Origin of the sequence: Gordonia araii NBRC 100433 (assembly GCF_000241265.1) — a bacterium.
Taxonomy (GTDB): Bacteria; Actinomycetota; Actinomycetes; order Mycobacteriales; family Mycobacteriaceae; genus Gordonia; species Gordonia araii.
This window is the reverse complement of record NZ_BAEE01000067.1, coordinates 37,340-62,291: the sequence shown is the minus strand read 5'-3', so window position 1 is coordinate 62,291 and position 24,952 is coordinate 37,340. Positions and strand designations below refer to the sequence as shown.

The 24,952-nt window shown below is 67.1% G+C and carries 27 protein-coding genes, 1 tRNA gene and 1 pseudogene; 10 read left to right on the top strand and 19 right to left on the bottom strand.

What is annotated here, in order from left to right:
* Window positions 1–9: 9 nt before the first annotated feature.
* Window positions 10–870, bottom strand: coding sequence for a SecDF P1 head subdomain-containing protein (locus GOARA_RS19080; RefSeq protein ID WP_050947314.1), 861 nt, complete (start codon window positions 868–870; stop codon window positions 10–12).
* A 37-nt stretch (window positions 871–907) separates the two neighbouring features.
* Between GOARA_RS19080 and GOARA_RS15695 the strand changes: the two genes are divergently transcribed.
* A complete protein-coding gene (locus GOARA_RS15695; protein WP_007323395.1) occupies window positions 908–1,324 on the top strand; it encodes a nuclear transport factor 2 family protein in 417 nt (138 codons plus the stop codon).
* Between the two features lie 10 nt (window positions 1,325–1,334).
* Entirely contained in the window at window positions 1,335–1,781 is a 447-nt protein-coding gene (locus GOARA_RS15690) for a DMP19 family protein (RefSeq protein ID WP_007323394.1), read from the top strand.
* 43 nt (window positions 1,782–1,824) lie between these two features.
* Here the strand turns inward: GOARA_RS15690 and GOARA_RS15685 are convergent, their stop codons facing one another.
* The 6 genes and pseudogenes from GOARA_RS15685 to GOARA_RS20765 all read right to left on the bottom strand — a co-directional run bounded on the left by GOARA_RS15685 (window position 1,825) and on the right by GOARA_RS20765 (window position 8,583).
* Window positions 1,825–3,336, bottom strand: coding sequence for an acetyl-CoA acetyltransferase (locus GOARA_RS15685; protein WP_007323393.1), 1,512 nt, complete (start codon window positions 3,334–3,336; stop codon window positions 1,825–1,827).
* A gap of 2 nt (window positions 3,337–3,338) precedes the next feature.
* Window positions 3,339–4,016 carry a TetR/AcrR family transcriptional regulator gene (locus tag GOARA_RS15680; RefSeq protein WP_050947313.1) on the bottom strand — a complete coding sequence of 226 codons (678 nt, stop codon included), beginning with the start codon at window positions 4,014–4,016 and terminating at the stop codon, window positions 3,339–3,341.
* A gap of 39 nt (window positions 4,017–4,055) precedes the next feature.
* The gene (locus GOARA_RS15675) at window positions 4,056–5,402 is read right to left on the bottom strand and encodes a metal-dependent hydrolase family protein (protein ID WP_245548440.1); all 1,347 of its coding nucleotides are present in this window, start codon (window positions 5,400–5,402) and stop codon (window positions 4,056–4,058) included.
* 234 nt (window positions 5,403–5,636) lie between these two features.
* On the bottom strand, window positions 5,637–6,872 hold the full coding sequence (locus GOARA_RS15670; protein WP_050947315.1) for an oxygenase MpaB family protein: 1,236 nt from the start codon (window positions 6,870–6,872) through the stop codon (window positions 5,637–5,639).
* 63 nt (window positions 6,873–6,935) lie between these two features.
* Window positions 6,936–7,862 (bottom strand): annotated as a pseudogene (locus tag GOARA_RS20770) (DUF222 domain-containing protein).
* Entirely contained in the window at window positions 7,816–8,583 is a 768-nt protein-coding gene (locus tag GOARA_RS20765; protein ID WP_280985247.1) for a DUF222 domain-containing protein, read from the bottom strand. The pseudogene GOARA_RS20770 and the gene GOARA_RS20765 overlap by 47 nt, the downstream one beginning before the upstream one ends.
* A gap of 254 nt (window positions 8,584–8,837) precedes the next feature.
* Here GOARA_RS20765 and GOARA_RS15660 point away from each other — a divergent pair, with 254 nt between their 5' ends.
* Window positions 8,838–9,287: an Hsp20/alpha crystallin family protein gene (locus GOARA_RS15660; RefSeq protein WP_007323387.1), complete on the top strand. Its 450-nt coding sequence runs from the start codon at window positions 8,838–8,840 to the stop codon at window positions 9,285–9,287.
* A gap of 90 nt (window positions 9,288–9,377) precedes the next feature.
* Here the strand turns inward: GOARA_RS15660 and GOARA_RS19960 are convergent, their stop codons facing one another.
* From GOARA_RS19960 to GOARA_RS15645, 3 genes are all read right to left on the bottom strand, one after another.
* Complete coding sequence (locus GOARA_RS19960; protein WP_007323386.1) at window positions 9,378–10,265, bottom strand: hypothetical protein; 888 nt, start codon at window positions 10,263–10,265, stop codon at window positions 9,378–9,380.
* 485 nt (window positions 10,266–10,750) lie between these two features.
* Window positions 10,751–10,822 (bottom strand) — tRNA-Gln (locus GOARA_RS15650).
* A 73-nt stretch (window positions 10,823–10,895) separates the two neighbouring features.
* On the bottom strand, window positions 10,896–11,651 hold the full coding sequence (locus GOARA_RS15645; RefSeq protein WP_007323385.1) for an SDR family oxidoreductase: 756 nt from the start codon (window positions 11,649–11,651) through the stop codon (window positions 10,896–10,898).
* Window positions 11,652–11,764: 113 nt separating this feature from the next.
* Between GOARA_RS15645 and glmU the strand changes: the two genes are divergently transcribed.
* The 3 genes from glmU to arsC are packed head-to-tail and all read left to right on the top strand — an operon-like array spanning window position 11,765 to window position 14,605.
* On the top strand, window positions 11,765–13,252 hold the full coding sequence (glmU, locus tag GOARA_RS15640; protein WP_007323384.1) for a bifunctional UDP-N-acetylglucosamine diphosphorylase/glucosamine-1-phosphate N-acetyltransferase GlmU: 1,488 nt from the start codon (window positions 11,765–11,767) through the stop codon (window positions 13,250–13,252).
* A gap of 34 nt (window positions 13,253–13,286) precedes the next feature.
* The gene (locus tag GOARA_RS15635; RefSeq protein WP_007323383.1) at window positions 13,287–14,264 is read left to right on the top strand and encodes a ribose-phosphate diphosphokinase; all 978 of its coding nucleotides are present in this window, start codon (window positions 13,287–13,289) and stop codon (window positions 14,262–14,264) included.
* Window positions 14,265–14,266: 2 nt separating this feature from the next.
* Window positions 14,267–14,605, top strand: a complete 339-nt coding sequence (gene arsC, locus GOARA_RS15630) for an arsenate reductase (glutaredoxin) (protein ID WP_007323382.1) — start codon at window positions 14,267–14,269, stop codon at window positions 14,603–14,605.
* A gap of 51 nt (window positions 14,606–14,656) precedes the next feature.
* Here arsC and GOARA_RS15625 read toward each other — a convergent pair whose 3' ends face one another.
* The 3 genes from GOARA_RS15625 to GOARA_RS15615 are packed head-to-tail and all read right to left on the bottom strand — an operon-like array spanning window position 14,657 to window position 16,688.
* On the bottom strand, window positions 14,657–15,118 hold the full coding sequence (locus GOARA_RS15625) for a limonene-1,2-epoxide hydrolase family protein (protein WP_007323381.1): 462 nt from the start codon (window positions 15,116–15,118) through the stop codon (window positions 14,657–14,659).
* Window positions 15,119–15,168: 50 nt separating this feature from the next.
* Window positions 15,169–15,786 carry an ABC transporter permease gene (locus GOARA_RS15620; protein ID WP_007323380.1) on the bottom strand — a complete coding sequence of 206 codons (618 nt, stop codon included), beginning with the start codon at window positions 15,784–15,786 and terminating at the stop codon, window positions 15,169–15,171.
* An 11-nt stretch (window positions 15,787–15,797) separates the two neighbouring features.
* A complete protein-coding gene (locus GOARA_RS15615) occupies window positions 15,798–16,688 on the bottom strand; it encodes a hypothetical protein (protein WP_211599512.1) in 891 nt (296 codons plus the stop codon).
* A gap of 268 nt (window positions 16,689–16,956) precedes the next feature.
* Between GOARA_RS15615 and GOARA_RS15610 the strand changes: the two genes are divergently transcribed.
* From GOARA_RS15610 to GOARA_RS15600, 3 genes are all read left to right on the top strand, one after another.
* On the top strand, window positions 16,957–17,604 hold the full coding sequence (locus tag GOARA_RS15610) for a 50S ribosomal protein L25/general stress protein Ctc (RefSeq protein WP_007323378.1): 648 nt from the start codon (window positions 16,957–16,959) through the stop codon (window positions 17,602–17,604).
* Window positions 17,605–17,623: 19 nt separating this feature from the next.
* Window positions 17,624–18,190, top strand: coding sequence for an aminoacyl-tRNA hydrolase (gene pth, locus GOARA_RS15605; protein ID WP_007323377.1), 567 nt, complete (start codon window positions 17,624–17,626; stop codon window positions 18,188–18,190).
* Window positions 18,191–18,302: 112 nt separating this feature from the next.
* On the top strand, window positions 18,303–19,373 hold the full coding sequence (locus GOARA_RS15600; RefSeq protein WP_040523686.1) for a beta-ketoacyl-ACP synthase 3: 1,071 nt from the start codon (window positions 18,303–18,305) through the stop codon (window positions 19,371–19,373).
* A gap of 62 nt (window positions 19,374–19,435) precedes the next feature.
* On the opposite strand, the gene GOARA_RS15595 is transcribed toward GOARA_RS15600, so the two are convergent.
* The 6 genes from GOARA_RS15595 to GOARA_RS15570 form a co-directional block, all read right to left on the bottom strand.
* Window positions 19,436–20,197: an ABC transporter permease gene (locus tag GOARA_RS15595; RefSeq protein WP_007323375.1), complete on the bottom strand. Its 762-nt coding sequence runs from the start codon at window positions 20,195–20,197 to the stop codon at window positions 19,436–19,438.
* A gap of 13 nt (window positions 20,198–20,210) precedes the next feature.
* Window positions 20,211–21,203: a daunorubicin resistance protein DrrA family ABC transporter ATP-binding protein gene (locus GOARA_RS15590; RefSeq protein ID WP_007323374.1), complete on the bottom strand. Its 993-nt coding sequence runs from the start codon at window positions 21,201–21,203 to the stop codon at window positions 20,211–20,213.
* A 73-nt stretch (window positions 21,204–21,276) separates the two neighbouring features.
* Window positions 21,277–22,041, bottom strand: a complete 765-nt coding sequence (locus GOARA_RS15585) for an ABC transporter permease (RefSeq protein WP_007323373.1) — start codon at window positions 22,039–22,041, stop codon at window positions 21,277–21,279.
* On the bottom strand, window positions 22,034–22,840 hold the full coding sequence (locus GOARA_RS15580; RefSeq protein WP_007323372.1) for an ABC transporter ATP-binding protein: 807 nt from the start codon (window positions 22,838–22,840) through the stop codon (window positions 22,034–22,036). The genes GOARA_RS15585 and GOARA_RS15580 overlap by 8 nt, the downstream gene beginning before the upstream one ends.
* A complete protein-coding gene (locus GOARA_RS15575; RefSeq protein WP_007323371.1) occupies window positions 22,837–23,211 on the bottom strand; it encodes a DUF1048 domain-containing protein in 375 nt (124 codons plus the stop codon). Before GOARA_RS15575 ends, GOARA_RS15580 begins: the two co-directional genes overlap by 4 nt.
* Window position 23,212: 1 nt before the next feature.
* Window positions 23,213–23,542 carry a PadR family transcriptional regulator gene (locus GOARA_RS15570; protein WP_007323370.1) on the bottom strand — a complete coding sequence of 110 codons (330 nt, stop codon included), beginning with the start codon at window positions 23,540–23,542 and terminating at the stop codon, window positions 23,213–23,215.
* 388 nt (window positions 23,543–23,930) lie between these two features.
* Here GOARA_RS15570 and GOARA_RS15565 point away from each other — a divergent pair, with 388 nt between their 5' ends.
* Window positions 23,931–24,950, top strand: coding sequence for a beta-ketoacyl-ACP synthase III (locus GOARA_RS15565; protein ID WP_040523665.1), 1,020 nt, complete (start codon window positions 23,931–23,933; stop codon window positions 24,948–24,950).
* Window positions 24,951–24,952: the final 2 nt, after the last annotated feature.

Below are 24,952 nucleotides of genomic sequence, written 5' to 3'. Positions count from 1 at the left end.
GGCTCGGATTCAGTCCTTCGGCGTGAACCGCACCGGCAGCGACCCTGACGACAACATGCTGGCGAGATGCTTCGCCTCGGCTTCGCCGAAATCCCCCGAGATCTCCGTCGGCCCGGCGATGGCGGTCTGGATCACCGGGGCGGAGAGCACGCGGGAGTCCAGGACGAACGCGGTGGCCTGACCGATGTTCTTCGCGGTGTAGGCCGGCCACTTCGTCTTCGCCTCGCCGCGGAACGTCATGGTCACGTTCCAGTTGTCGTTGCTCCCCGGAGTCGCGGTGGCCTTTTCGATCTCGGCGCCGCTGATGACGGCCGGACCGAGGGAGTAGACGGATTTGCCGTTCTGCGAACAAGCGACCAGGAGATCCGCCGCATCGTCGCGACCCGCGAGCTCATCCACCCCGCCACCGCATTTCAGCTGCTGAGCACGACGTGCCATCTCGGCGGGCGGGGTACTCGCATTCGCTTGTCGGAGTTCGACGTCGAGGCCGGCGGCGTCGGGCATCGCCTGCGTGGTGAACACCACCGGTCGAATGGCCAGCACACCGGCCGACGCGAGCGCGACGACGTCCGCGCGCGTCCCGCTGGCGGTAGTGACCACCACCGCACTCGCACCGTTCTCGATGGACACCTTCGGATCCTTGAGACCGTTGTCGGAGAGGCGCTGTGCCAGCAGCTTCGCGGCGTCGGCCACGAGCTTGTCCCGGTCGGTGCCGGGCGCGAACTCTCCGTCGGAGGATTGCAGCGATTCGACCGTGAACTCGACTCGCGCTCCCTCCCCGGCCCCCTCGCCGGAATCGCGGGAACACGCCGCGACCAGGCCGACGGCGACCAGCAACGCGAGGACCAGTACGCGGATTGAGCGATTCACTCCCCCAGTCTGCCACCGCCGTGCCACCGTCGAGGTCATGTCGCTTTCGTTGTCAGAACTCGCCGATCGCGCCGCGATCTCCGACCAACTCACCGCCTACGCCACCGCCGTCGACTCCGGACGGTTCGACGCGCTGTCCGACGTCTTCACCCCGGACGCGCTCGTTGACTACTCGGCGACCGGCGGCATCTCCGGGACGCCGGCCGAGTGCATCACGTGGCTCGGCACGGTGCTGCCGTCATTCACCGCCTACTGCCACTTCCTCGGCAACACCGAATTCCACATCACCGACGACACGGCCACGACGCGCACGCTGTGCCTCAACCCGATGCAGGCCGGTGCCGGCGCCTTCCTGCTGGCCATCTACTACGACGACGATTGGCGTCGGACCGACGACGGCTGGCGGATCACCCGTCGCACGCTTGAAGCAAAGCTCAACCAGGCGCTGACCTAAGCTCGCCCACATGAGCACATACGACGAACGGCTGCTGGATCTGGGGGCGCGGGCATCCGAGGTGATCGACGATGAGACGAACCTCGACGGGGACATGCACGATTTGGTCTACACGACCGTCCTTGCCGCGAACTTCGAGTATCAAGTGAAGAACGGCGGGTTCGAGCAACTGATCTACAACGCCGGGACGGAGCGCCTCGAACAGTACGACGATCTGCTGAGCGCTCTCAACGCGCCGGTAGCGCTGTCGTATTACCGGCGCGCAATCGCGCGCTGCGCCGAAGACGTGAACGACTTCGAGCGGTTCATGGCCACCTATCCCGCGGAACCGACCAGGCTCGGTGTCGACATCATGCAGATCGGCGTCGAATACCTCACCGGCGCGGTGCCTTTCGCTTCGGAGATCGGCGACTTCATGGACCACGCCGAAGCCAGTCTTCCGCCGAGAAAGGCCTGAACGACCCCAACCGGGAGCGTCGAGCGATCGTGCGCGATCGCCCCTAGCCGAGTTCGGCGAGGTTGCGCCCGTCGGCGGTGTGCACCCGTACTCGCCGGCCGATGGGTTCGCCCGAGGCCAGCAGCTCGGCCAGTGCGGCATCGGAATCGAGGGCGTGGGCGTAGAAGCGCTCGCCTGAGTCGTTGCGGCACACCAGGATTCCCAGGTTGTTGCCGCCGAACGGTACGACGGTGAAAGTCTCGATGACCGCGTCGCCGGTGAACTCGTCCACCGCGACGACGCGGGGCTCGTCTCCGACCTCGGGTGCGCGCTGCCACGCCCGCGGCGTCGTCGAGTACACGCCGACCGCGTACTTGGAGATTATGCCGCCGTTGGCGGCCACCAGGCCGAGGGTGCCCGGACGCGCGCGCAGACGCTCGACGACCTCGGCGATGGCGTGCATCGAGTAGTTGTTGCCCGCGCCGCCGAAGTACGGCAGCCCTCCGGTGAGCGTCAGGCCGCGAGGATCGTCGGCGTCGAGGCCGAGCGCGTCGCAGGCGGCGAACACGGCAACCGGAAAGCAACTGTAGATGTCGAGGAAATCGATGTCGCCGATGACGACTCCGGCACCGGCCAACGCACCGCGCAGGGCAGCGTCGGCGGCTACCGACGATCCGAGCGACTCGCGTTCCAGCATCGGTGCCGCCGACGCCTTCGCATGACCGTGCAGGAATACCCAGCGCTGCGGGTCGATACCGAGTTCCCGCGCCCGGGCGACCGAGGTCATCAGCACCGCGGCGCCCTGGTTGACCTGATCGCGAGCGACGAGGAAGCGAGGATAGGGATCGGCGACCAGGCGGTTCTTCTCGGTGATCTCGACCAGCTCGGAGGCCGAACGTCGCGTGGGCGCGGCCGAATGCGGGTTCGCTGCCGCGACCTCGGTGAACGGCGCGAACAGCTCTCCCATCGCCTTCGCGTACGCCTCGCGAGACAGCCCCAGGCGGGCGCGGCGAGCATGTTCCAGCAGGGCGTACTGCGACGGCGGTCCGATCAGGCCGTGGCGAATCCCCGAAAGGGACATCATGTCGTCGAGTCCGTACCCGCGGTCTTCGAGCTGCCCGCCCCGCTCCTCACCGTGATCGGGCGCGTCGGCCCGACCGGCGAAGTGCCGTGCCGTCGACATCGCTTCGGATCCGACGAGCAGCACCGCGTCCGTCGTACCGGCGGCGATCTGGTCACCGAACTCGGCAACCAGACGCTGCGGCCCGTCGCCACCGACGACGTCGTAGACCGCATGAGCCGGTTCCAAGCCGAGCCGGTCGGCTACCGACCGCGGATAGTTGTCCGAACGGCCAAGCGGAGCAACGGCTTTCGAATGCGAAGCCTCGAACTGCCGTACGCCGACGACCACCGCGCCGGTTAGCCGATCCGGCGACACACCCGCGTCGTCGAAGGCGCGGCGTGCGGCCTCGGCCGCCAATTCCACCGCCGACATGGCGCGGTAGGCGGGATCGTCGAACTTCTCGGAGAACTGCCCGACGCCGATAAGGATCGGCGTCGTCGGATCGATCTGCATGGTTAACTCTGCTTCGCGCGTTTGGGGTTGACCGTCCGCTTGACCGGCTCGACGTAGTCGGCGGTCACCAGTTGCGGATCGGGTTCTAACCGGGTCAGCCCATTCCAGCACAGGTTGACCAGGTGGGCGGCAACGACCTCCTTCGCCGGCTCGCGGACGTCGAGCCACCACTGGGCGGTCATTGACACCATGCCGACGAGGGCCTGGGCGTACATCGCGGCGAGTTTCGGATCGAAACCGCGGCGTTCGAAATCGGTGCCCAAGATGTGTTCGACCTGGCTCACCGCATCGTTGAGCAGGCTTGAGTACGTCGCGTTCTCGCCGTCGCCGCTGCCTCCGCCGCGGGCGAGAATGCGAAACCCGTCCGGCCTTTCCTCCATATAGGTGAGCAACGCGAGCGCGACCTGTTGCACCCGGTGCCGGGAGCGCGTCGTGGCCAGGGACGACGTGATCATCTCCAGCAGGGTCTCCATCTCACGGTCGACGATGACCGCGTAGAGCCCTTCCTTCCCGCCGAAGTGCTCGTAGACGATCGGCTTGGAGACATTCGCGCGCTGCGCGATCTCTTCGATCGACGTGCCCTCGTAGCCGCGCTCGGCGAACAACCCGCGCGCCACTTCGATGAGCTGCGCACGCCGTTGTGTCCCCGTCATCCTGGTGCGAGGAGGTGGCTGTGCCATGCCCGCCAGCCTAGTCGGCGCCGGCTGGCGCAACGCCGCCTACTGGCCCTTGTAGACGATGCCGTCCTTCATGATGACGTCGAAGTTCTTGCCTGGGTCCGCGATCAGGTCGATCTGGGCGAGCGGGTCGCCGTTGACGAGGATCAGGTCGGCCAGGGCGTTGGCTTCGACCACGCCGAGCACGCCGGCGTACGGGCTGCGCGGACCGCTCAAGCCCAGCAGAGCCGCGTTGTCCAGCGTGGCCAGGCGCAGCAACTCGGCCGAGCTGAACCATTCGCGCAGCGAGAGCAGCATCGAGTTCTGCTTGGGGTTCTCGGCCGGCTCGAACAGGAAGTCGGTGCCCCACGCCAGCTTCAGCCCCAGGCGCTTCGCCGCCGGCCACACGCGGGAGTTCCCTTCGACGACGGCCTTGCGCTTCTCCCTGCGCTCCGGGGCCATCGCGTCGGTACTGGGCACGAGGTATTGCCCGCTCAACCAGACCTGACGCTCGGCGAGCAACTGCAGGGTCGCGTCGTCGAGCAACTGCCCGTGCTCCACACAGGCGACTCCGGCCTCGACGGCGCGGCGGACCGCTCGCGGCGTATAGGCGTGCACGGTGACATAGGTGTTCCAGTCGCTGGCGGCCTCCACCGCCGCCCGCATCTCGTCGAGCGTGAACTGGGTGACGTCGATCGGGTCGTAGGCCGACGAGGTGCCGCCGCCGGCCATGACCTTCAGCTGGCTGGCACCCATCCGCAGGTTCTCCCGTGCCGCGGTGAGCACTTCGTCGCGGCCGTCGACGATGAACGTCGCGCCGATCTCCTCGGCGCGCGATTGCTTGCCGGTGAATCGCCGCGACTTCTCGGTCGGCCCGCGGAAGTCACCGTGGCCGGAGGTCTGCGAGATGATCGCTCCCGACGGCCAGACGCGCGGTCCGCGGGCCTTGCCCCGGTCGATCGCCGCCTTCAGCGGGAAGATCGGGCCGCCGACGTCGCGCACGCTGGTGAACCCTCGCTGCAGCATCTGGTCGGCTGAGGTCAGAGCAGCTCGCGCATAGAACTCGGTGTCCTTCGACGCGTCGTTCAGGTCGTCCATCGTCGCGCTCCCGAACACGAGATGCACGTGGTTGTCGATGAGCCCGGGCATGAGTGTCCGGCCGCGGCCGTCGATGATCTTCGCTCCCGGGACGGCCGGCTGTCCGGTACCGATCGCGGCGATGAGGTTACCCCGCACCATCACGTCTGTCGGGTCGCCCAGGCGTCCGGCCCGAACGTCGAGTATCCGGACGTTGCGGAACAGGGTCTCGGGCGGTCGTTGCGGCTGCGCCGGGGGCGACGACTCGGCGGTGCTCGTGTCGTCGGTGGAACACGCGGCGAGGAACGCCGCGCCGAAAGCGGCGGCTCCCACGGCGATAAAATGGCGACGGTTCAAGTCCACACACCGGCACTGCTTTGAATGAGAACCCTGCTCAGGCACGCGAAACTCCGTTCGGCGGAATCGTCCCATCGTAGGCATGCGCACCCGCGCATGTCGTGCCGTTCGGCCATCCGCACCGTGTGTCGACCAAAAGTTCAGAGTGGCAACGCTTCGCTGCAGGATCAAGGGTGCCGCGAGCGGGCGACCGCGGCGGATCGAGGTCGCTCAGACCGGCAGCTTTCCGATCTCGGCAGCGTCGCGGCCGAAGTGCCGGCGCATCGCGAGATCCGCCGCAGCTTTGCCGCGCCACTCGAGGTAGCGGTCACCCAACGGTGTCCGCCCGATGACGCGATAGTTGACGGTGTTGCGGAGCAGCGCGGACCCGAAGGCCCAGGGCAGCCGCTGCGGCAGGCGCAGATCGCGCATGCCGCGCGGTCCGAGGAAGCCCTCCAGCATGCTGAGCAGCCGCTCACGCTCATAGCGGGCGGCCAGCTTCGGGAACCGGTGATAGTCGAGGTCGGACTGGACATCGACAAGCGCGTTGGCGAGTTGGCCGCCGGCAGCAGTGACGTCGGACTGCACCAGCAGTACCGCGTAACTGAGGGCGTGCTGGCTGCGCTCGTCGTCGAACAGCCAGTCGTCGTCGACGCCGATGAGCCAGCCCACGTATTTCCACAGGTGCATCAACGCGCGGGAGTCCTCCCGGCCGACCGGGACGCCGAGTGCTCGAACGCCCATCAGGAGAGCGCCCGAGAACAGGTTGAGCGTCGCCGCGAGGTCTGCCTGATTGATCGGCAACCCCCACTGCTGGGTATCCCACCGGCCGTTGCGCTCGAAGGACTCGTTGACGAGCGCATGCATCAAGCGCACGTGGACGGTCAGCTTCCACCCCTCGCCGAACCTGCTCATACCGCCGTCTTGTGCGACGGCGATCGCCCACGTCTGAGTCTCACCGAGTCGGCGCTTGGCCGTCGATGCGCGCAATCCACCGGTTTCGGCCAGCAGATCGACCGGGCCGCCGAAACGATAGCCGCCGATCAGTCCGAGTTGCAGGAGGACATCGCTGGCATTGCGCCCGAAGCGCCGATTCACCCGCGCGCCGCGGTTGCACAGTTCGAGATCCACCCAGTCAGGCGTGTCCTCGACGGTGGCGAAGAACTCGCGCAGCGCGACCGGAGCATCGTCGGCGACACCGTGTTCGAGCGCGGTGTGGAAGTCGCGCATGCTGACGCGCCCCCGGTCGCCCGCGGGCAAGCGCATCGCGGCGACCAGAGCCGCGGCGGGCTCGTCACGCCGCATCAGTCGCTCGCCGATCATGGCCAGTTGCCCATCGGAAGGCTCGTCGAGACGCCAATAGGTCTTCAGCATCCGGCCGATGCGGCGTCCCCGATGCGGCGCGGCGCCGTATCGCCGCGGACGCGACGAGAACGACTGTTCGGCGATGGTTTCCACGGATGCCATGAGACGAATATAGAAATTCGTCTCAGATACGTCGATGCCTTCCATGTCGAACTTCGCGTGTGGTCAGGCCGTAAGGCCCAGCATCTCTTCGATGGCAGCTTCGATCCGCGAACACGGCCTGCCGGCAACGCCAACGTCGAATAGATCGGGATGGATGCGCATCATCTTCGGCGGCGGACGCGACTCGGCGCCTGAATCGGGAGCCTCTTGGCCGGGTTCCGCTGCCGCCGAACCGGTTTCGGTCGTGGTGCTGCCCCTTACCGGGTGGCCCCGCAGGAACTTCTCAGGGTGATGAACCGGATTGGTGCGGTAGGGCAGATCGGTTCCGGCTGGTCGCCAGCCGATGCGGCCTTGATCGGGCCCGTCGGCAATGATCGCCGTCTCCCATTGCCCCGGCTTGGTACCGACGTTGCGATTGTCTGGCCCGCAAGCCCCGGCCAGGTCGGCGACGTCGGTCATCCCGCCGTCAGCGAAATCGGCCGCGGCATGGTCTCGATACAGTCGCTCCTTCGTCGCGACCACTCGACCCACCGGGTGCGCCTGGGTGCGGCAGAACGGCTCCGAGCATCCCGGTCGGGTGCAGCCGCGATCACGACCGAATAGTGCGACGCGCTGCGCCTTGGTCGCGAATCGCTTCCCGCGCCCGAAGTCGAGGATCTCGCGGCTGTGATCTTTGAACACTTCCAGCCACGGCGCCGCATCGGCGGCCAACTCGACGAGATCGGCGACAGGCACCATCGCGCCGGTAGCGGTCAGCCCGACCCCGGCCCGACGCGCCAGATCCCGCTCTTCGACGGTGATCACCAATTCGGCGGGCAACCGATCCGGACGACCCAGCGCCCCGTGTCCCAACACTCAGTCCAAGGCACGGTCCAACGCATCGAGATTGCGCTGCGCCGGACTACGGGTATCGCGCTTGACCGCCTCGGCCAATGCGTCACGATCATGCTCGCAGAGTTCCGAGGCCGACCCGGCGAGGCTCTCCGGCATCATCGGGATTGTTCATCCCCGGCGCCGCCCAGTTGTGCAGCAGGACTTCTAATTTGGCGCGGGTGGCCGGCGGGAGCCACCCGGAAACCTTAGACATCAATTGTGCGTCCTGGCGGGCGATGATCAGCCCTCGCTGCCGCTGCCGGTCGGTGTCGTCGGTCAACGTGCCGTCGGGATCCAGGTGCGCCAACAACCGTTGCCCCACCGGCCGCAGGTCAGTCGGCGCCAACTCGCGGGCAGCCGTCGCCATGATCTCCACCGCGGTGGCTACCTCGTCCGGCGATGCACTGCGCGGGATCTTGGTCACGATCTCCTCGACCTCATGCACATGGTTGCCGGAGATCTCGCCCCGCGCCACCGCGACGGCGATCGGCTCCCTCTTAGACGGAAGCTTGTCGCCCGTCATCGAAGTGAATACGCCGATCGCCTCGGCCACCGTTACTCGTCGCTTCGCCTCACCGTTCCCCAGGCGATGATGTTGGGCGTAGAACCGCTTGACAGACGTGTGGCCAACCGTCCGAAACAGCTCCCGGTCCGATACTTCGACCAACAGAGCGGCATTCGCCCCGTCCGCGCGACGCCACGCCCCCTCCAGCACCTCGACCGCGTCGAGTACTTCGGCGTCTGCGGTCAGACTCAGACGCAACGCGGCCAGCTTCTCCACTGCCGCGTCGACCACCCTGGCGAGTTCCAACGGGGAATCCGGCAGCTTATCTGCCATCGTGTTGTGCATATCGGCGTCAGCCACTATATCCACCCCCTCCTGCGTCAGACCCTCTCCTCGAACATACGTTCATGCTATCGCATCATGGTGACCCACGCAACACGAAGGTCGGATCTGGCATCAAGGTGTCTAGCACTCTATGCCCCAGAGTGCTAGACATCCGATCTCCGCATTGGTATCTTTGTTGGTGTACAGCACGTGTGCTGCCCGTCAGGGTGGCGGGCAGCCTCGGATTCAGGAGGTGAGTTGCTGTGCTTCGTTTTGATCCATTCAGCGATGTCGATGCGCTTGCTCGTGAGCTGATGACCGGCACGCCGACCGGAACCCGGCGCGCGCCCCGATTCATGCCGCTGGATCTCTACAAGGTCGATGACCACTATGTCCTGATCGCCGATCTCCCCGGCGCGGACCCCGGCTCGATCGACGTCAACGTCGACAACGGGGTCCTGACGCTGTCCGCACAGCGCAGCACGCCGTCCGAGGACGGCGTCCAGTGGCTCGCCAGTGAGCGGTTCTCCGGCGCCTACCGCCGTCAACTCTCCCTCGGCGACGACATCGACAGCTCCCGCATCTCCGCGAGTTACGACAACGGCGTCCTGACCGTCACGATCCCGATGGCCGAGGAAGCCAAGCCGCGCAGGATCGAGGTATCCCACAAAGGTGGCCAGCAGGCGATCGAGACGACCTCGACGGTCACCTGACGGCCGAAAATGATCTGCCAACCAACCCGATAGCAAGGAAGCGGGGCCGTCGAGTGTCGACGGCCCCGCTTCCTTCGCGTTCACCAGTGACTACAGGGCTCCGGCCTTCTGCAGCTTGGAGATCTCATACGACGCCGAGGCGATGCCGACCGGGGTAGCGGCGACGGCACCGCCGATAATGGCGCCCGACGTGCCTAAGGTGCCAATGCCGATAAAGCACCCGACGGGCGCGGCGAGCGGCGCAATCGGGAAGGCAGCACCCATCCCCATCACAGCACCGACCGGGCAACCGACCACCGCGCCGGCCACGCCGCCGACCATGGCGCCGACTCCGTAGGCGAAACCGAAGTGGGTCGCTACGTTGCCAATGGCACCGTAGATCGCCTCTTCCTTCTCCTCGGCGGTCAGCGGCTTCTTGGGCCCTTCGGCGGCCGCCGGGACACGGAAGGCCGGCTGCTGCGAGGCGGCCATGAGCATCGGGGTGATCGCGCTGGCGACTTCCCGCGGGATCATCTTTCCGGCGTCGCGCGGCAGCATTCCGGCAACGTCGCCCGGCACCATATTGGCGAATTCACGCGGAATCATGCTTCGCACATTCGGCGGCACCATATCGGCCACCGGGGTCGGTGGCGTCCATGCTGCCGACGGAGTCTTGGCACTCGAAACCGACGCCTTGGGTATCACCGGAGCGTTAGGCGAGGCAACCTTGGACGGGTTACCGAATACCGCACGCCCGTTGGCGTCTTTCACCGCCACCTGACCAGGCGAGGTGCTGAACGTGCCCCAGGGGGTCTTGATCTCAGCGGCGCCAGCCTTCGCATTTCCGGTATATGTCACGCCCGGCGCAATTCCAGCACTAATAGCGTCGGGGTTCTTCGGCGCCTTCTTTGCGGGTGCGGCTTCGGCCATCGATGCACCGATAGTGACCGCCGTACCAGCTAGAACCGTAGCCGCGACGCCTTTAGTCAATGCGTTCATTTCAACCTTCTCTTCATATACGTTGCCGCCACGACAATAGAGTCGATGACGATGCGGGTTGGAACCAGCGCCATTGCCAGATACCTGTTTATCGACGTCGTCCGAGCGGTGATCGCTGGCCGCATCTGCCAGATGCTGTCAGCTTGCCTTCAGCGCCGTCTCATGATGGTTTACCAAGCTGTGATTAGACGGGCAAACCAAGCGTTGCGGAACGATCAAACGTGCGATTCGAGTGATTGTTTACGTCATGTAACGCATTCGGTCATCGATGACCGATTTCGCCATAACAAGAACGAAATAGAAACGGGTACGTAGCACTGCGAAACAAGGCCGTAACGCAGATCCCGGAACCCGAACACGACACCGGACCGGCAACTGTGAGCTAAATCACACGCGGTCGCCTGTCTTGCAATGCTTGTGGCGATCGTCCGCTCGCCAGAGAACGGGAGGGCATGAGCCAGGACGCGAGAGATCGAGTTGGGTTGCTCCGCCGCCAGGACTCGAACCTGAAATGCCTGAACCAAAATCAGGAGTGTTGCCAATTACACCACGGCGGATTGAAACGGCCCCGAAGATGCCGCCGTGGAGATTCTGCCACAGCGGCACCGGCGGGGTCGTGAGAGATTCGGGTTAGTCCTTGGGACCGCCCGCGACGTAGATGACCTGGCCGGAGACGAAGCCGGCCCCCTCGCTGGCGAAGAACGAAGCGGTGTGCGCGATGTCCTCGGGCGCGCCGACGCGGTTCACCGGGATCGCCGCAGCGCTCATCTTCTTGAAGTCGTCGAAATCGACTCCCATTCGCGCGGCGGTCGCCTGCGTCATCTCAGTCTCGATGAACCCGGGCGCGATCGCGTTCGCGGTGACGCCGAACTTGCCCAGCTCGATCGCCAGCGTCTTCGTGAAGCCCTGCATGCCGGCCTTCGCCGCGGAGTAGTTCGCCTGACCGCGATTCCCCAGCGCCGACGTGCTCGACAGGTTCACGATACGGCCCCAGCCAGCGTCGACCATGTGCTTCTGACACGCGCGGCTCATCAGGAAGGCCCCGCGCAGGTGCACCGCCATGACCGCGTCCCAGTCGTCGACCGTCATCTTGAACAGCATGTTGTCGCGGATGATGCCGGCGTTGTTGATGAGCACGACGGGCGGTCCGAGTTCTTCGGCGATCTTGTCGACCGCCGCCGCGACCGAGTCCTCGTTCGAAACATCGGCACCGACGGCGATGGCCTTGCCGCCCGCCTCGGTGATCGCCGCTACGGTGTCCGCGCACGCGTCCGCGTCGAGGTCGAGCACCGCGACCGCGAGGCCGTCGGCTGCCAGCCGCTTGGCGACCCCCGCTCCGATGCCCCGCGCCGCACCGGTGACGATCGCTACCTTCTGTCCGCTCATCGAGCTCCTCCATCTATGTCTTCTCCGACACGGTCCTGCGAACCGTGCGGCCACCACGTTATCGGGTTGCGTAGGATTTGTTCGTCGTCCATTCACCGACATTGAGGACGCTGATGACCGAAACCGGCCAACGCGCGATTATCGTGCTCGCCGCGGGTGCGGGTACCCGCATGAAGTCGAAGACCCCCAAGATCCTGCACGAGATCGGTGGCCGATCACTTGTCGGACACGCGCTCACCGGCGCGGCCGAAATCAACCCCGCTCGTCTGGTCGCCGTGGTCAGCCACGAGCGCGAACGCGTGAGGACGGCCATCGCCGAGATCGCGGCCGGAATGGGGCGCGAAGTCCTTATCGCCGAACAGGACGAACCGCTCGGCACCGGAGACGCCGCCCGGGCCGGGCTGAGCGCACTCCCCGACGACTTCACCGGCACGGTGGTGATCACCGTCGCCGACGCACCGCTGCTGGACGGACCGACGCTCTCGGCACTTCTCGACGAACATGACGGCAGCGCCGCGGGCGGACGGCTTCGACCGGCCTCGGTCACGCTCACGAGCTTCATCGCCGCCGACCCGACGGGCTACGGCCGCATCGTCCGCGACGACTCCGGTCGGGTCACCGCCATCGTCGAGCACAAGGACGCCGACGACGAGCAGCGCGCCATCACCGAGGTCAACGCCGGGATCTACGCCTTCGACGCAGCGACGCTGCGCGACGCGCTCGGCGCGCTGTCCACCGACAACGTCCAGGGCGAGTACTACCTGACCGATGTCGTGGAAATCGCGAACAACGCCGGCAAACCGGTGCGGGCCCACATCGTCGACGACCCGGCGGTCGTCGCCGGCTGCAACGACCGCGCCCAGCTCGCCGACCTCGGCGCCGAGCTGAACAGGCGCACCCTTCGCCGCCACCAGCTGGCCGGGGTGACCATCGTGGACCCGGCCTCGACATGGATCGACGTCGATGTGACGATCGCGCCCGACGTGCGCATCGAGCCCGGTGTCCAGTTGCACGGCCGGACCAGCGTCGAGACCGACGCCGTCATCGGACCGGATTCCACCCTCACCGACGTCGCAATCGGCGAAGGCGCCACGGTGATCCGCACGCACGGTTCGGACGCCCGGATCGGTGCGGGTGCGACCGTGGGCCCGTTCGCCTACCTGCGCCCGGGCACCGAACTGGGTGCCGACGGCAAGATCGGCACCTTCGTCGAAACGAAGAACACGCAGATCGGCATCGGCTCCAAGGTCCCCCACCTCACCTACGTCGGTGACGCGACCATCGGTGACCACAGCAACGTCGGCGCGTCGAGCGTCTTCGTGAACTACGACGGCGAGAACAAGCACCGGACCGTCATCGGATCGCACTGCCGGACCGGCTCGGACAACATGTTCGTCGCGCCGGTGACCGTCGGCGACGGGGCCTACACCGGGGCCGGGACCGTCGTGCGGCAAGATGTTCCCCCGGGGGCGCTCGCCGTCTCCGCAGGCGAGCAGCGCATCATCCGCGGTTGGGTGGCCAAGAAGCGACCCGACTCGGCCGCTGCCCGTGCCGCTGCCGAGGCGGAAGCCGACCCGAACGCCTCGACCACAACCGAATAGCCAGCCCCACCCCTCTAGCCAGATTGAGAATGCCATGACCTGGACCGTCGACAACCGCAAGAACCTGATGCTGTTCTCCGGGCGCGCGCACCCCGAACTCGCCGACACCGTCGCGAGCGAGCTGGGTATCAAAGTCACGCCGCAGGTCGCGCGCAACTTCGCCAACGGCGAGATCTTCGTCCGGTTCGAGGAGTCGGTGCGCGGATCGGATGCCTTCGTCCTGCAGAGCTGCCCGGCCCAGCTCAACGAGTGGGTGATGGAGGCGCTCATCATGATCGACGCCCTCAAGCGCGGTTCGGCCAAGCGGATCAGCGTGATCTTGCCGTTCTACCCCTACGCCCGTCAGGACAAGAAGCACCGCGGCCGCGAGCCGATCTCCGCACGCCTCATCGCCGACCTGATGAAGACCGCCGGCGCCGACCGCATCATCACCGTCGACCTGCACACCGACCAGATCCAGGGCTTCTTCGACGGCCCTGTCGACCACATGCACGCGCAGGGCCAGCTCGCCGAGTACGTCCGCGAGCAGTACGGCACCGACAACATCTGCGTCGTCTCCCCCGACTCGGGCCGCGTGCGCGTGGCCGAGAAGTGGGCCGACGCGCTCAACGGCGCACCGCTGGCCTTCATCCACAAGACGCGCGATCCGCTGGTGCCCAACCAGGTGAAGTCCAACCGGGTCGTCGGTGAGGTCGAGGGCCGCACCTGCGTGCTGATCGACGACATGATCGACACCGGCGGCACCATCGCCGGGGCGGTCAAGGTCCTCAAGGACGCCGGCGCCGGCGATGTCATCATCGCGACCACCCACGGCGTCTTCTCCGACCCCGCCGCCGAGCGCCTGGCCAACTGCGGCGCCAAAGAGGTCATCGCGACCGACACGCTGCCGATCCCGCCGGAGAAGCGCTTCGCGAACCTGACGGTCCTCTCGATCGCCCCGCTGCTCGCCCAGACCATCCGCGAGGTCTTCGAGAACGGCTCGGTCACCAGCCTGTTCAACGGCAGCGCGTAGCGATGGCCACCGTTTACCACAACCCGCGCTGCTCGACCTCGCGCAAGACACTCGACAAGCTACGCGAAGCCGGCATCGAGCCGACGGTCGTGAAGTACCTGGACGAGGGCTGGACCCGCGAGCAACTGGTGAAGCTCTTCGCCGACGCCGGGCTCACCCCCGGGCAGGCCGCGCGCAAGCGCGAGGCGCTCTACAAGGAACTGAACCTGGCCGAGGCCTCCGACGACGAGATCCTCGACGCGATGGTCGAGCAGCCGGTACTGGTGGAGCGCCCGTTCGTGGTCACCGGCAAGGGCACCCGCCTCGCCCGTCCGATCGACAGCGTCGACGAGATCCTCTGAGCCGTTCGCCGACGTCGCCGCGGCGTCGGCGAGATACCCGCTCGACGCGGGCTACACCGGACGAAGTTGGTGGTCGCCGTCGTCGGTCAGCGACCGGATCGGCTTGACCGCTCCGGGGACCACCAGCCCGACGAGGGCCCGGACCATCGCCTTGGTGCAGTCGAAGAAGTCGAAGTAGTCGCGCCAGACGACGATCCGGCCGTCGCGGATCTCGAAGTGCCCGCACACCCAGAACCGCAGGCGCAACGGTCCAAGGCTCAGGAGATCGATCCGCTCATTGAGGACCTTGTCCCCGTCGGCGGCCGCCGTGAGAATCTCCGCGTCGAAGTGGACGAGCCGCCCGTTGAGCGCGCGCATGACCCGCGAGAACAACTGCTTGCCGCGCACGGCGGGAAAACCCACGTTCTCGTACAGGATGTCGTCGCCGACGACGGCGAGTGCGCCGTCGATGCGGCCCGACGCGAGATCGCGCAGAAACTCGGTGGTCAGCTCGACTGGATCGGTGGTGGCCATGTGTCCACCTAACTACGGGACATCAGCCGCGGGCAACGGGTGGACCGGAATCAGTGGTCGGCTCGCGCGAACACCCGCCACCCGGCGAGTGCCGCCACCGCGACGACGATCACGAATCCCAGCGCACCGACGGGCCATCCCAGCGTCGTGTCGACCTGATCGCTGCCGGCGGCCCGCGCGACCAGCGTTCCCGGTCCGGATCCGACGACCCAGCGCTGCGCGCCGCCGAGCGCCGGGCCGAGTGCCTGGGGTCCCAGCAGCGCGACGATGAGAGCGACAGCCGTCGTGATCGGCCCGCGCAGAACGAACCCGGCCGATGCCCCGGCGACGGCGACGCCTCCGCCCACGACGCCGACGGCGGCGACCGCCCACAGCGGACCGGCATCCACACCGGAGGGCGGCGCGGCGAGTACCACGACGATCAGCGCCGCGAGGGCCGACACCGTCATCGCCGTCGCGGCGACAGCGGCGACGGCCAGGAGTTTGGCCGTGTAGAACGTCGACCGCCGGGGCACGATGAGCAGGCTGGACACGATCGCGCCCCGGTCGTACTCGCTGGTCGTCGCATACGCACCCCACAGCGCGAAGACGAGGATCGGGATCATGGCCGTCGACACCGCGACCCGGACCGCTGACGTCGACTCCAGCGCATCCGTGCGGCTGAGCACGACCAGCGCGGTCAGCGGTGTGACGACAGGGTCGCGATCCCGCCGGTGCTCTGCCAGAAGCTCCGGTCGGTCGGCGCCACGGTGATGCTGTTCACGACGGGCGGCGCCGCGGTCACGGTGACCGGCGCGCCGGGCGCCACTGGGACGCCGACGGCTCCGGGCGCAGCCCCCGGCGCCGCGGGGGCTCCGGGGCGCGCCGGCGCGCCGGGAGCCGCGGCCGCGGTGGCCGCCGCACGGCCGGTCAACCGCCACAGTCCGGTGAAGTTGTTGAACGGCCCGCCGACGATCTGACTGGTCCACTCGATGGCGTAGTCACCGGTCTGCGGGTTGTACTTGCCGCGCACCGGCGACGTCTTCCCCGGCATTCCGCCGCCCGGTTTGGGCGATCCCTGGTTGAACACCTGCTTGTTCCAGGTCACGCCGAACGCACTCAGGTTTCCGCTGACCTCGCCGTTGTTGTGGTAGAGCACCGGTACCGATGCCGAACGGCGTGTTTGCGGGTCGACCTGGTTGGTAGCGGTGGCGAAGCCGACGCCGTAGAACTTCACCGGCCTGGTCACGCTCCCCGACAGTGCGTTGCCCGCCGCATCGAATGCCGCGGCCGGCTGCGGCTGGAATCCGCCGCTGCGCAGGCCGCCGGCGGATCCGGGGGCCAACGGGGTGATCGTCTTATCCGAGCAGGCGGAGTCGCCGTTGGCGAGGAAGGGCCCAGAAGTGTTCCCCTCGGGGAGGATCATGCGAAAGTACGAGCCGCTCACCGAACCACCCGAGCAGGAGCCCGGGGTGATCGCGAAGAGCCCGTCGATCCGTGTCGGCGCGGCATCGGCGGCCGGGATCCACCCCGAGCCGGCCAGCGCCCCGACCACCGCGATCACCGCGGCCGTCCGTCGGACTGAATTCACTGCAACCACTCCTCGCTCCACGGCGGCGCCCAAGGCCGGGCGCCTACCAATTCGGGCAAGTGTGCTGATCGGCGGTCGGATCGGACAAGGTTAGATTCGCCAAGACGCTAATCGGCCCGCTACGCTGTACGGGTTGTCACGGCGAGGGTGATCCGCGCGATCACCGTTATCGGCGCGACTGAGTCAGTGCCCTGCGCGTCGTCGCAGGTGCTCCTCGGTGGTGTCGGCCGTGCCCGCGAAACCGATCGTTCAACACGAGGAGAACACCATGGCCGCATCGTCCGCACCGAAGCTCACCGCCACCCTGCGCGAGGAAAAGGGCAAGGGCGCCGCCCGTCGCGCCCGCCGCGCCGGCAACGTCCCCGCCGTCATCTACGGCCACGGCTCGGACCCCCAGCACCTCTCGGTGCCGGCCCGTGACTTCGCGGCCATCCTGCGCGCGAACGGCACCAACGCCGTCATCGATCTGGACATCGACGGTAAGAGCCAGCTGGCCCTGACCAAGCAGGTCGACGTTCACCCGATCAAGAGCTACATCGAGCACGCCGACTTCCTCATCGTCCGCCGCGGCGAGAAGGTGACCGTCGACGTCCTCATCGTCGTCGAGGGCGATGCCCAGAGCGGCAGCGTCGTCACCCAGGACGCCAACGCGCTGCAGGTCGAGGCCGACGCCCTGTCGATCCCCGAGCAGATCGTCGTTTCGGTCGAGGGCGCGGTGCCGGGCACGATGGTCCACGCCTCCGACATCGAACTCCCCGCCGGCGTCACCCTGATCGCGGCTCCGGAGACCCTCGTGGTCGCCGTGCACGAGGCGAAGACCGCTGCCGAGCCCGAGGACGAGGCCGCCGAGGGTGAAGAAGCAGCCGAGGCCGGCGAGGGCGCCGCCGAGGCAGCATCCGACGAGTCCGCCGAGTAACACCGGCAAGGCGTTGGGCGTGAAACTCGTCATCGGGCTGGGCAATCCGGGTCCGCGCTACGAGAAGACCCGCCACAACATCGGTGCCATGGTCGTCGACCGCCTCGCCGCCGCACACGGCGCGAGGTGGTCGACGCACAAGCGTTCCGGCGCCGAGACCGCATCGATCAACCTGGCCGGCGAGCCAGTCCTGCTGGGCAAGTCGCGCACCTACATGAACGACTGCGGACGGCACCTCGGTCCGCTGGCGAAGTTCTACTCGATCGACCCGGCCGACATCGTGGTCGCACACGACGAACTCGACATCGACTTCGGTCAGGTGCGGCTGAAGCGCGGCGGCGGTGAGGGCGGGCACAACGGCCTGCGCTCGCTGTCGGCAGCACTGGGCACGCGCGACTATGCACGAGTCCGACTCGGCATCGGCCGTCCTCCCGGACGGCAAGATCCCGCCGAGTTCGTCCTCAAACCTTTTCCGTCACGCGACCGCGATGCCGTCGAATTGCTCATCGGCAACGGTGCGGACGCCACCGAACTACTGATCGGCCACGGTCTGGAAGCGGCGCAGAACGCCGTGCACGCGTGGTGAAGCAGACAACCGGGCCCTTTGGCCCTCGGACCGGTCCTCGGCGCACCGACGGTCCGTAAACTATTGGCGCCTCGTCGGGTGACCCCGGCCAAGACGAAAGATGGAGTGCAACGTGGCGAATCTGGCAGTGAATCCCGGTCGGACCAATGTGGCGATGCTCGGCATCGGCGCGTGCCGGCCCAAGCGGTTGGTCAGCAACGACGAGGTGTGCCAGATCCTCGATTCCTCCGACGAATGGATCTACGAGCGCAGCGGAATCCGCAACCGCCGCTGGATCTCCGGCGACGAGTCGGCCCGGACCCTGGCCGCGACGGCGGCCGAGCGCGCCATCGCCAACTCCGGCGTCGACAAAGAGAAGATCGGTGCGATCATTCTGGCCACCGGTAGCTGGAAGACGAAGATCCCGCACGGCGGTCCCATCGTCGCCTACGACATCGGCCTCAACGGCATCCCCGCCTACGATGTGGCCGCGGGTTGCGGCGGCTTCGGCTACGGGCTGGGCATCGCGGCGGACACCGTGCGCTCCGGTACCGCCGAGTACGTCCTGGTCGTCGGGGTCGAGACCATGTCGGTCGTGATGGATCCGACCGATCGCGGTACCGCCTTCATCTTCGGCGACGGCGCCGGTGCCGTCGTCGTCGGTCCCAGCGAGGAGAACGGGATCTCGCCGACCGTGTGGGGTTCCGACGGCGAGCACGCGAACGCGATCTCGCAGAACTGGGACATCCCCGAATACATGGACCGGGCCCAGGAGTACCAGGGCAAGGATCCGGAGACCGACCCGGTCGGACGGATGGTCGTGACGATGGAAGGCCCCAGCGTCTTCCGCTGGGCCGCTATCACCCTGCCCAAGGCGCTAACTTCGACGATGGAACTCGCCGGTGTCGACACCTCCGACATCGAGGTCTTCATCCCCCATCAGGCCAACGCCCGGATCAGCGAGCTGATGAAGAAGAACCTCGGCTTCCCCGACGACCTTCCGATGGCCAACGATATCGAGAACACCGGCAACACGTCGGCCGCGTCGATCCCGCTGGCCATGGAGGAAATGCTCGCGACCGGCAAGGCGAAGGGCGGCCAAACCGCACTGCTGCTCGGCTTCGGCGCCGGACTCAGCTACGCCGGTGCCGTGGTCACCCTGCCGCCCACGCCGCAGATCACCAGTTTCGACGACCTGGACTGATCCGGGTGCCGCGTCGGTGCGGCACGACCGTGCACGTTCTCCGCCCCCGCGACGGGTGGGCCTCAGGCGTTCTCGCGGCGGAACACCGCGGTGCCCCACCAGGTACCGAGAGCGCTGAGCACGACCGAGATCAGCAGCGCCCAGAAGATCTTCGAATCGCCGAGGTTGCCGAGGAAGGACTGGCGCACGCCGTCGACCACCCAGCGGAAAGGCATGAAGTCGCTGGCCTTCTGCAGCCACGCCGGGCCGAGGGTCATCGGCAGCATGATCCCCGACAGCAACAGCACCGGCATCATCACCATGTTGATGAGCGGCGCCATCACGTCCTCGCTCTTGGTGGTCAGCGCGACGGCATTCGACGCCGCGGCACATGCGCCGCCGATCAGCAGGGTGATCGCGATGCCCACGACGACCCCGGTCACCGAGCCGCGCATCCCCATCGCGTAGCCGAGCCCGACGAGGATGAGCGCCTGGACCAGCAGTTGCAGCAGGTCGCGCATCAGCCGTCCGACGAGCAGTGCCGTGCGGCTCGCCGGTGTCACGCGCTCGGCCTCGATGACGCCCTCGCGCCATTCGCCGATCAGGCTGAAGCCGGCGAACATAGCGCCGAAGATTCCCAGCTGGACGAGCAGGCCGGGCACCAGGAAGGTGTACGGGTTGTCGCCGACGCCGGGCATCGACTCCATCAGCGGCTTGAGCAGCGGGCCGAACAGGGTCAGGTACAGCACCGGCTGCATGATGCCGATCAACACCCACGCCGGATTGCGCAGATTCATCCGGATCTGGCGGCGGAAGACGATTAGGGATTCACGCGCGAAATTCATGTGGTCAGCCCTCTCAGGCGGCGTCGTCAGCGGTCGTCGGTTCGGCGGCCTCGGCGTCGCGCAGCGACCGGCCGGTCAAGGTGAGGAATACGTCGTCGAGGGTAGGGCGGATGATCTCGATGCTCGTGAGTTCGACTCCCTGGGCGTCGAGGTCGCGCAGCAGGCCGGGCACCTGACGCGCCGACCCGGTTACGCGTGCGCGCACCGACGCGTCGTCGACGACGAGGTCCGCTCCGATCGAGCCCAACCGCTCCGCGGCGATGGCGACGTGGGCTCGGTCGGCGAACCCTAGTGCGACGAGATCACCGCTCACCTGCGCCTTGAGGTTGTCGGCGGTATCGGTGGCGACGATCCGTCCGTTGTCGATGATGATGATCCGGTCCGACAGCGCGTCGGCCTCGTCGAGGTAGTGGGTGGTCAGGAACACCGTCGCGCCGTGCTCGTCGCGCAAGCGGGAGATGTGATCCCACAGGTTCGCCCGCGCCTGCGGGTCCAGGCCGGTCGTCGGCTCGTCGAGGAACACCAGTGTCGGATCGTGGATCAGCCCCATCGCGATGTCGAGACGGCGCTTCTGTCCGCCGGACATGCTCTTGGGCATCCGGTCCCACAACCCGTCGAGCTGCAACTGGCCGAACAGCTCGCGTCCGCGCGCGACGGCGTCGGCGCGCGACATCCCGTAGAGCATGCCGTGGTCGGTCACCTCGTCGCCGGCCAGCGCCTGGCTGCCCGCCGAGCCGGACTGCGAGACGTACCCGATGCTGCGCCGCACCTGCACCGACTCGCGGACGACGTCGAAGCCGTTGACGGTCGCGGTCCCGGCGGTGGGCCGCAGGAGGGTTGTGAGCATGCGCAGGGTCGTCGTCTTGCCCGCCCCGTTGGGGCCGAGGAATCCGACCACCTCTCCCTCGGCGACGTCCAGATCGACCCCGTCGACGGCGACGATCTCCTTCTTCCGTTTGCCCGACCCCGTGTGAAAGGTCTGGGCGAGGCCGCGCGCATGAATCATCGAGTGACTTCCGTTCGGTTGGAGGGTGGCCTGCGCGCACCAGAGTAGCGGCGTCGCCCGACAGCGGTTCGGCTCACGACCCGGCCCGCCGGTACACGGTCATGGAAACCGCGGCCGCGACGACGAGGATGCCGACGCACCACAGCAGGGCGACCCAGATGTCGGCGCTGACGGGCTGTTGATCCAGCAGGCTGCGGATCGTGTTGACGATCGCGGTCACCGGCTGGTTGTCGGCGAACGCCCGCAGCGGCCCGGGCATCGACTCGGTCGGCACGAAGGCCGAGCTGATGAACGGCAAGAAGATGAGCGGGTAGGAGAAGGCGGTGGCTCCGTCGGGCGACTTCGCGAGCAGACCGGGAATCACCGCGACCCACGTCAGCGCGAGGGTGAGCAGCAGGAGGATTCCGGCGATCGCCAGCCACGCGCCGATTCCCGCGCTCGACCGGAAGCCGATGAGCAGGGCGACGGCGACGACGATGACGACTGCGATGACGTTGGCGACCATCGATGTCACGACGTGTGCCCACAGCACCGACGAGCGGGCGATCGGCATGGACCCGAGGCGTTCGACGAATCCGCTCTTCACGTCGAGGAAGAGGCGGAATGCGGTGTAGGAGATCCCCGACGCGATGGTGATGACGAGGATGCCGGGCAGCAGGTAGTCGACGTAGCTGCCCGAGCCGGTCTTGATCATGCCGCCGAAGACGTAGACGAACAGCAGCAGCATCGCGATCGGCATGATCGCCGTGGTGATGATCGTGTCCGGGCTGCGCAGGATGTGGCGCAGCGAGCGGCCGGTCAATACGGCCGTGTCACCGGCGAAGCGGTTCTCAGACATGGTGATCTCCTCTGTCTTCTGGCTGGTGGGCCGACTCGGCGTCCGCGCCGACGATGGCGAAGAACACCTCCTCGAGCGTTGGCTGTTTCTCCACGTACTCGACCTTGACCGGCGGGAGCACGCGCTTGAGTTCGTCGAACGAGCCGTTGGCGATGATCCGGCCGCCGTGCAGGATCGCGATGCGGTCGGCGAGCTGCTCGGCCTCGTCGAGGTACTGGGTGGTGAGCAGGACCGTGGTGCCCCGCTCGGCGAGCCCTTCGACGGTGGACCACACCGCAAGACGCGCCTGCGGGTCGAGGCCGGTCGTCGGCTCGTCGAGGAAGATCACCGGCGGGTCCCCGATCAGGCTCATCGCGATGTCGAGACGGCGCCGCATGCCGCCGGAGTAGGTGGATACCGGACGGGCTCCGGCGTCGACGAGGTCGAACCGGGCCAGCAGATCGTCGGCGACCGCGCCGGGGTCGTCGAGGTGGCGCAGGCGAGCGATCAGCACGAGGTTTTCGCGCCCGGTGAGGATCTCGTCGACCGCGGCGAACTGCCCGGTCAGACTGATCGATGCGCGCACCTCCCGCGCATCGTCGGTGACGTCGTACCCGTCGACTGCCGCCGATCCGCCGTCGGCGGCGACGAGGGTGGAGAGGATCTTGACAATCGTCGTCTTGCCGGCCCCGTTGGAGCCGAGCAGGGCGAAGACGCTGGCGCGCTCGACGTCGAAATCGACGGCGCGCAGCACCTCCCGGGATCCGTAGGACTTCGTCAGTCCCCGCACGTGGATCGCGGGTTGGGCCGGCGCGCTCATCGCTGCTTCCCTTCTGCTTCATCGATCGCCGCGGTGAGGCGATCGCGTTCCTTGTCGATCCAGCGCTTGCCGCCATAGGCATCGACGTAGCTCTCGGCGAACTCCACGGGGTCGTCAGTCACAACCTCGCGCACCGGGGTGCCGTCCAGTGCCGCGCGCTCCCACATGTCGGCGAGATCGGACCACATCTGCACGATCGTGTCGCCGTCGGTGATACCGGCGGAGTAGGTCACGTACCGGTTGAAGGCGTTCGCGGCCGAGTGGTACGGCTCGGGCAGCGCGTCGATGCGTGCTTTCGCCTGCCGGTAGACCTTTTTTTGTTCGAGTGGCCCGGTCACCACTTCGATCCATTTCTTCCATTGTTCAGCCATGTCACTCTCCTCCTTTGTGAAGTCGATCGAGCCGTTCGGTCAGGAAGTCCCACGTCGTCCAGAACTCGTCCAGGTAGGCGCGGCCGTCGGCGTTGAGGGAGTAGACCTTGCGCGGTGGTCCCTTCTCGGACGGCACCTTCTCGACGTCCACGAGGCCGCGTTGCTCGATGCGCACGAGCAACGCGTAGACGGTGCCCTCGGCGATCTCGGTGAACCCCTGCTCGCGCAGCCACGCGGTGATCTCGTACCCGTAGGCCGATCGCTCACCGAGGACCGCAAGGACGATGCCCTCGAGCGTGCCCTTGAGCATCTCGGTCATCTGTCTGCCCACGACTGCCTCCGCTACCTAGTAGAACTGAATACCACTAGACGGTAACACTAAGTACTGGTAGTTAGCATTGCTAGTTACCAACTTGCCGAGTGGGCACCCCACCCCCGCCGACTGGGCACCCCATCCCAGCCGACTGGGCACCCCACCCCCGCCGAGTGGGCACCGCCCGTGCAGGTCCCGGGCACACTCGGCGGAAAAGTGGGCACGGTCGGCGGAAAAGTGGGCACGGTCGGCGGAAAAGTGGGCACGGTCGGCGGAAAAGTGGGCACGGTCGGCGTTGTCCCTCGGCACCGGCTCGACCTCGACACGGCCCGCGTACTTCCCAGTAGCCACCTGCTTATGAGACCGTTGAACCGGATATATGGGGAACACGGAAGGCACACAACTCATGGTCGAACTCGCCGAAGTCACCGGCACGCGCAACATCGGGATTCTCGGTATCGGCGCCTACCGGCCCGAACGAGTCGTCACCAACGACGAGATCTGCGAGAACATCGACTCCTCCGACGAGTGGATCTACACCCGCACCGGCATCAAGACGCGGCGCTTCGCGCGGCACGACGAGAGCGCGATGGACATGGCCATCGACGCCGGGCGCAAGGCGATCGCCAATGCGTTGCTGTCGGGCTCCGACATCGACGCCGTCATCGTCGCCACGAACACGCACCTGCTGCTGACCCCGGCCGCCGCGACCGCCGTCGCCACCGCACTGGGCGCCAACGGCGTTCCGTCCTTCGACATCACCGTCGGCTGCGCCGGTTTCGGCTACGGCATGGCCTTGGCCTCCGACATGGTCCGCGGCGGCAGTGCCACCAACGTCCTGGTCATCGGTTCCGAGCAGCTCTCGATCACGATGGACCCCACCGACCGCAGCATCTGCTTCATCTTCGGCGACGGCGCGGGCGCAGTCGTGGTCGGTCCGACCGAAGACCAGCAGCTCGGCCCGGTGGTGTGGGGCAGCGACGGTTCCCAGTTCGACGCCATCCGCCAGGACATCAACTGGATCGACTACATCGACAGCGACGACCACGCCAAGCGCCCGTACCTCCGCATGGAAGGGACCAGCGTCTTCCGCTGGGCCGCCTTCGAGATGGGCAAGGCCGCCCAGCGGGCACTGGATGTGGCGAAGGTCGACGTCAGCGACCTGGACGTGTTCGTGCCCCACCAGGCGAACTCCCGCATCAACGAACTGCTGGCGCGCAGCCTCAACCTGAACGAGGACGCCGTGATCGCCAACGACATCGAGCACACCGGCAACACGTCGGCCGCATCGATCCCGCTCGCCATGGAAGACCTGCTCTCCACCGGCAAGGCGAAGCCCGGCGACACCGCGCTGCTACTCGGCTACGGCGCCGGCCTGAGCTACGCGGCCCAGGTCATCAAGATGCCGCCGGTTCCCTTCGAGTAGCG

What these genes read in the sequence shown, in the direction of transcription:
- GOARA_RS15590 (WP_007323374.1), bottom strand. Translation starts at nt 21,203, where the DNA reads ATGATTCATGCGCGCGGCCTCGCCCAGACCTTTCACACGGGGTCGGGC.
- GOARA_RS15595 (WP_007323375.1), bottom strand. Translation starts at nt 20,197, where the DNA reads ATGAATTTCGCGCGTGAATCCCTAATCGTCTTCCGCCGCCAGATCCGG.
- GOARA_RS15625 (WP_007323381.1), bottom strand. Translation starts at nt 15,118, where the DNA reads ATGGCCACCACCGATCCAGTCGAGCTGACCACCGAGTTTCTGCGCGAT.
- glmU (WP_007323384.1), top strand. Translation starts at nt 11,765, where the DNA reads ATGACCGAAACCGGCCAACGCGCGATTATCGTGCTCGCCGCGGGTGCG.
- GOARA_RS15680 (WP_050947313.1), bottom strand. Translation starts at nt 4,016, where the DNA reads ATGGCACAGCCACCTCCTCGCACCAGGATGACGGGGACACAACGGCGT.
- GOARA_RS15580 (WP_007323372.1), bottom strand. Translation starts at nt 22,840, where the DNA reads ATGAGCGCGCCGGCCCAACCCGCGATCCACGTGCGGGGACTGACGAAG.
- GOARA_RS15690 (WP_007323394.1), top strand. Translation starts at nt 1,335, where the DNA reads ATGAGCACATACGACGAACGGCTGCTGGATCTGGGGGCGCGGGCATCC.
- GOARA_RS15645 (WP_007323385.1), bottom strand. Translation starts at nt 11,651, where the DNA reads ATGAGCGGACAGAAGGTAGCGATCGTCACCGGTGCGGCGCGGGGCATC.
- GOARA_RS15575 (WP_007323371.1), bottom strand. Translation starts at nt 23,211, where the DNA reads ATGGCTGAACAATGGAAGAAATGGATCGAAGTGGTGACCGGGCCACTC.
- GOARA_RS15685 (WP_007323393.1), bottom strand. Translation starts at nt 3,336, where the DNA reads ATGCAGATCGATCCGACGACGCCGATCCTTATCGGCGTCGGGCAGTTC.
- GOARA_RS15585 (WP_007323373.1), bottom strand. Translation starts at nt 22,041, where the DNA reads ATGTCTGAGAACCGCTTCGCCGGTGACACGGCCGTATTGACCGGCCGC.
- GOARA_RS15670 (WP_050947315.1), bottom strand. Translation starts at nt 6,872, where the DNA reads ATGGCATCCGTGGAAACCATCGCCGAACAGTCGTTCTCGTCGCGTCCG.
- GOARA_RS15635 (WP_007323383.1), top strand. Translation starts at nt 13,287, where the DNA reads ATGACCTGGACCGTCGACAACCGCAAGAACCTGATGCTGTTCTCCGGG.
- GOARA_RS15565 (WP_040523665.1), top strand. Translation starts at nt 23,931, where the DNA reads ATGGTCGAACTCGCCGAAGTCACCGGCACGCGCAACATCGGGATTCTC.
- arsC (WP_007323382.1), top strand. Translation starts at nt 14,267, where the DNA reads ATGGCCACCGTTTACCACAACCCGCGCTGCTCGACCTCGCGCAAGACA.
- GOARA_RS15610 (WP_007323378.1), top strand. Translation starts at nt 16,957, where the DNA reads ATGGCCGCATCGTCCGCACCGAAGCTCACCGCCACCCTGCGCGAGGAA.
- GOARA_RS15695 (WP_007323395.1), top strand. Translation starts at nt 908, where the DNA reads ATGTCGCTTTCGTTGTCAGAACTCGCCGATCGCGCCGCGATCTCCGAC.
- GOARA_RS19960 (WP_007323386.1), bottom strand. Translation starts at nt 10,265, where the DNA reads ATGAACGCATTGACTAAAGGCGTCGCGGCTACGGTTCTAGCTGGTACG.
- GOARA_RS20765 (WP_280985247.1), bottom strand. Translation starts at nt 8,583, where the DNA reads ATGGCAGATAAGCTGCCGGATTCCCCGTTGGAACTCGCCAGGGTGGTC.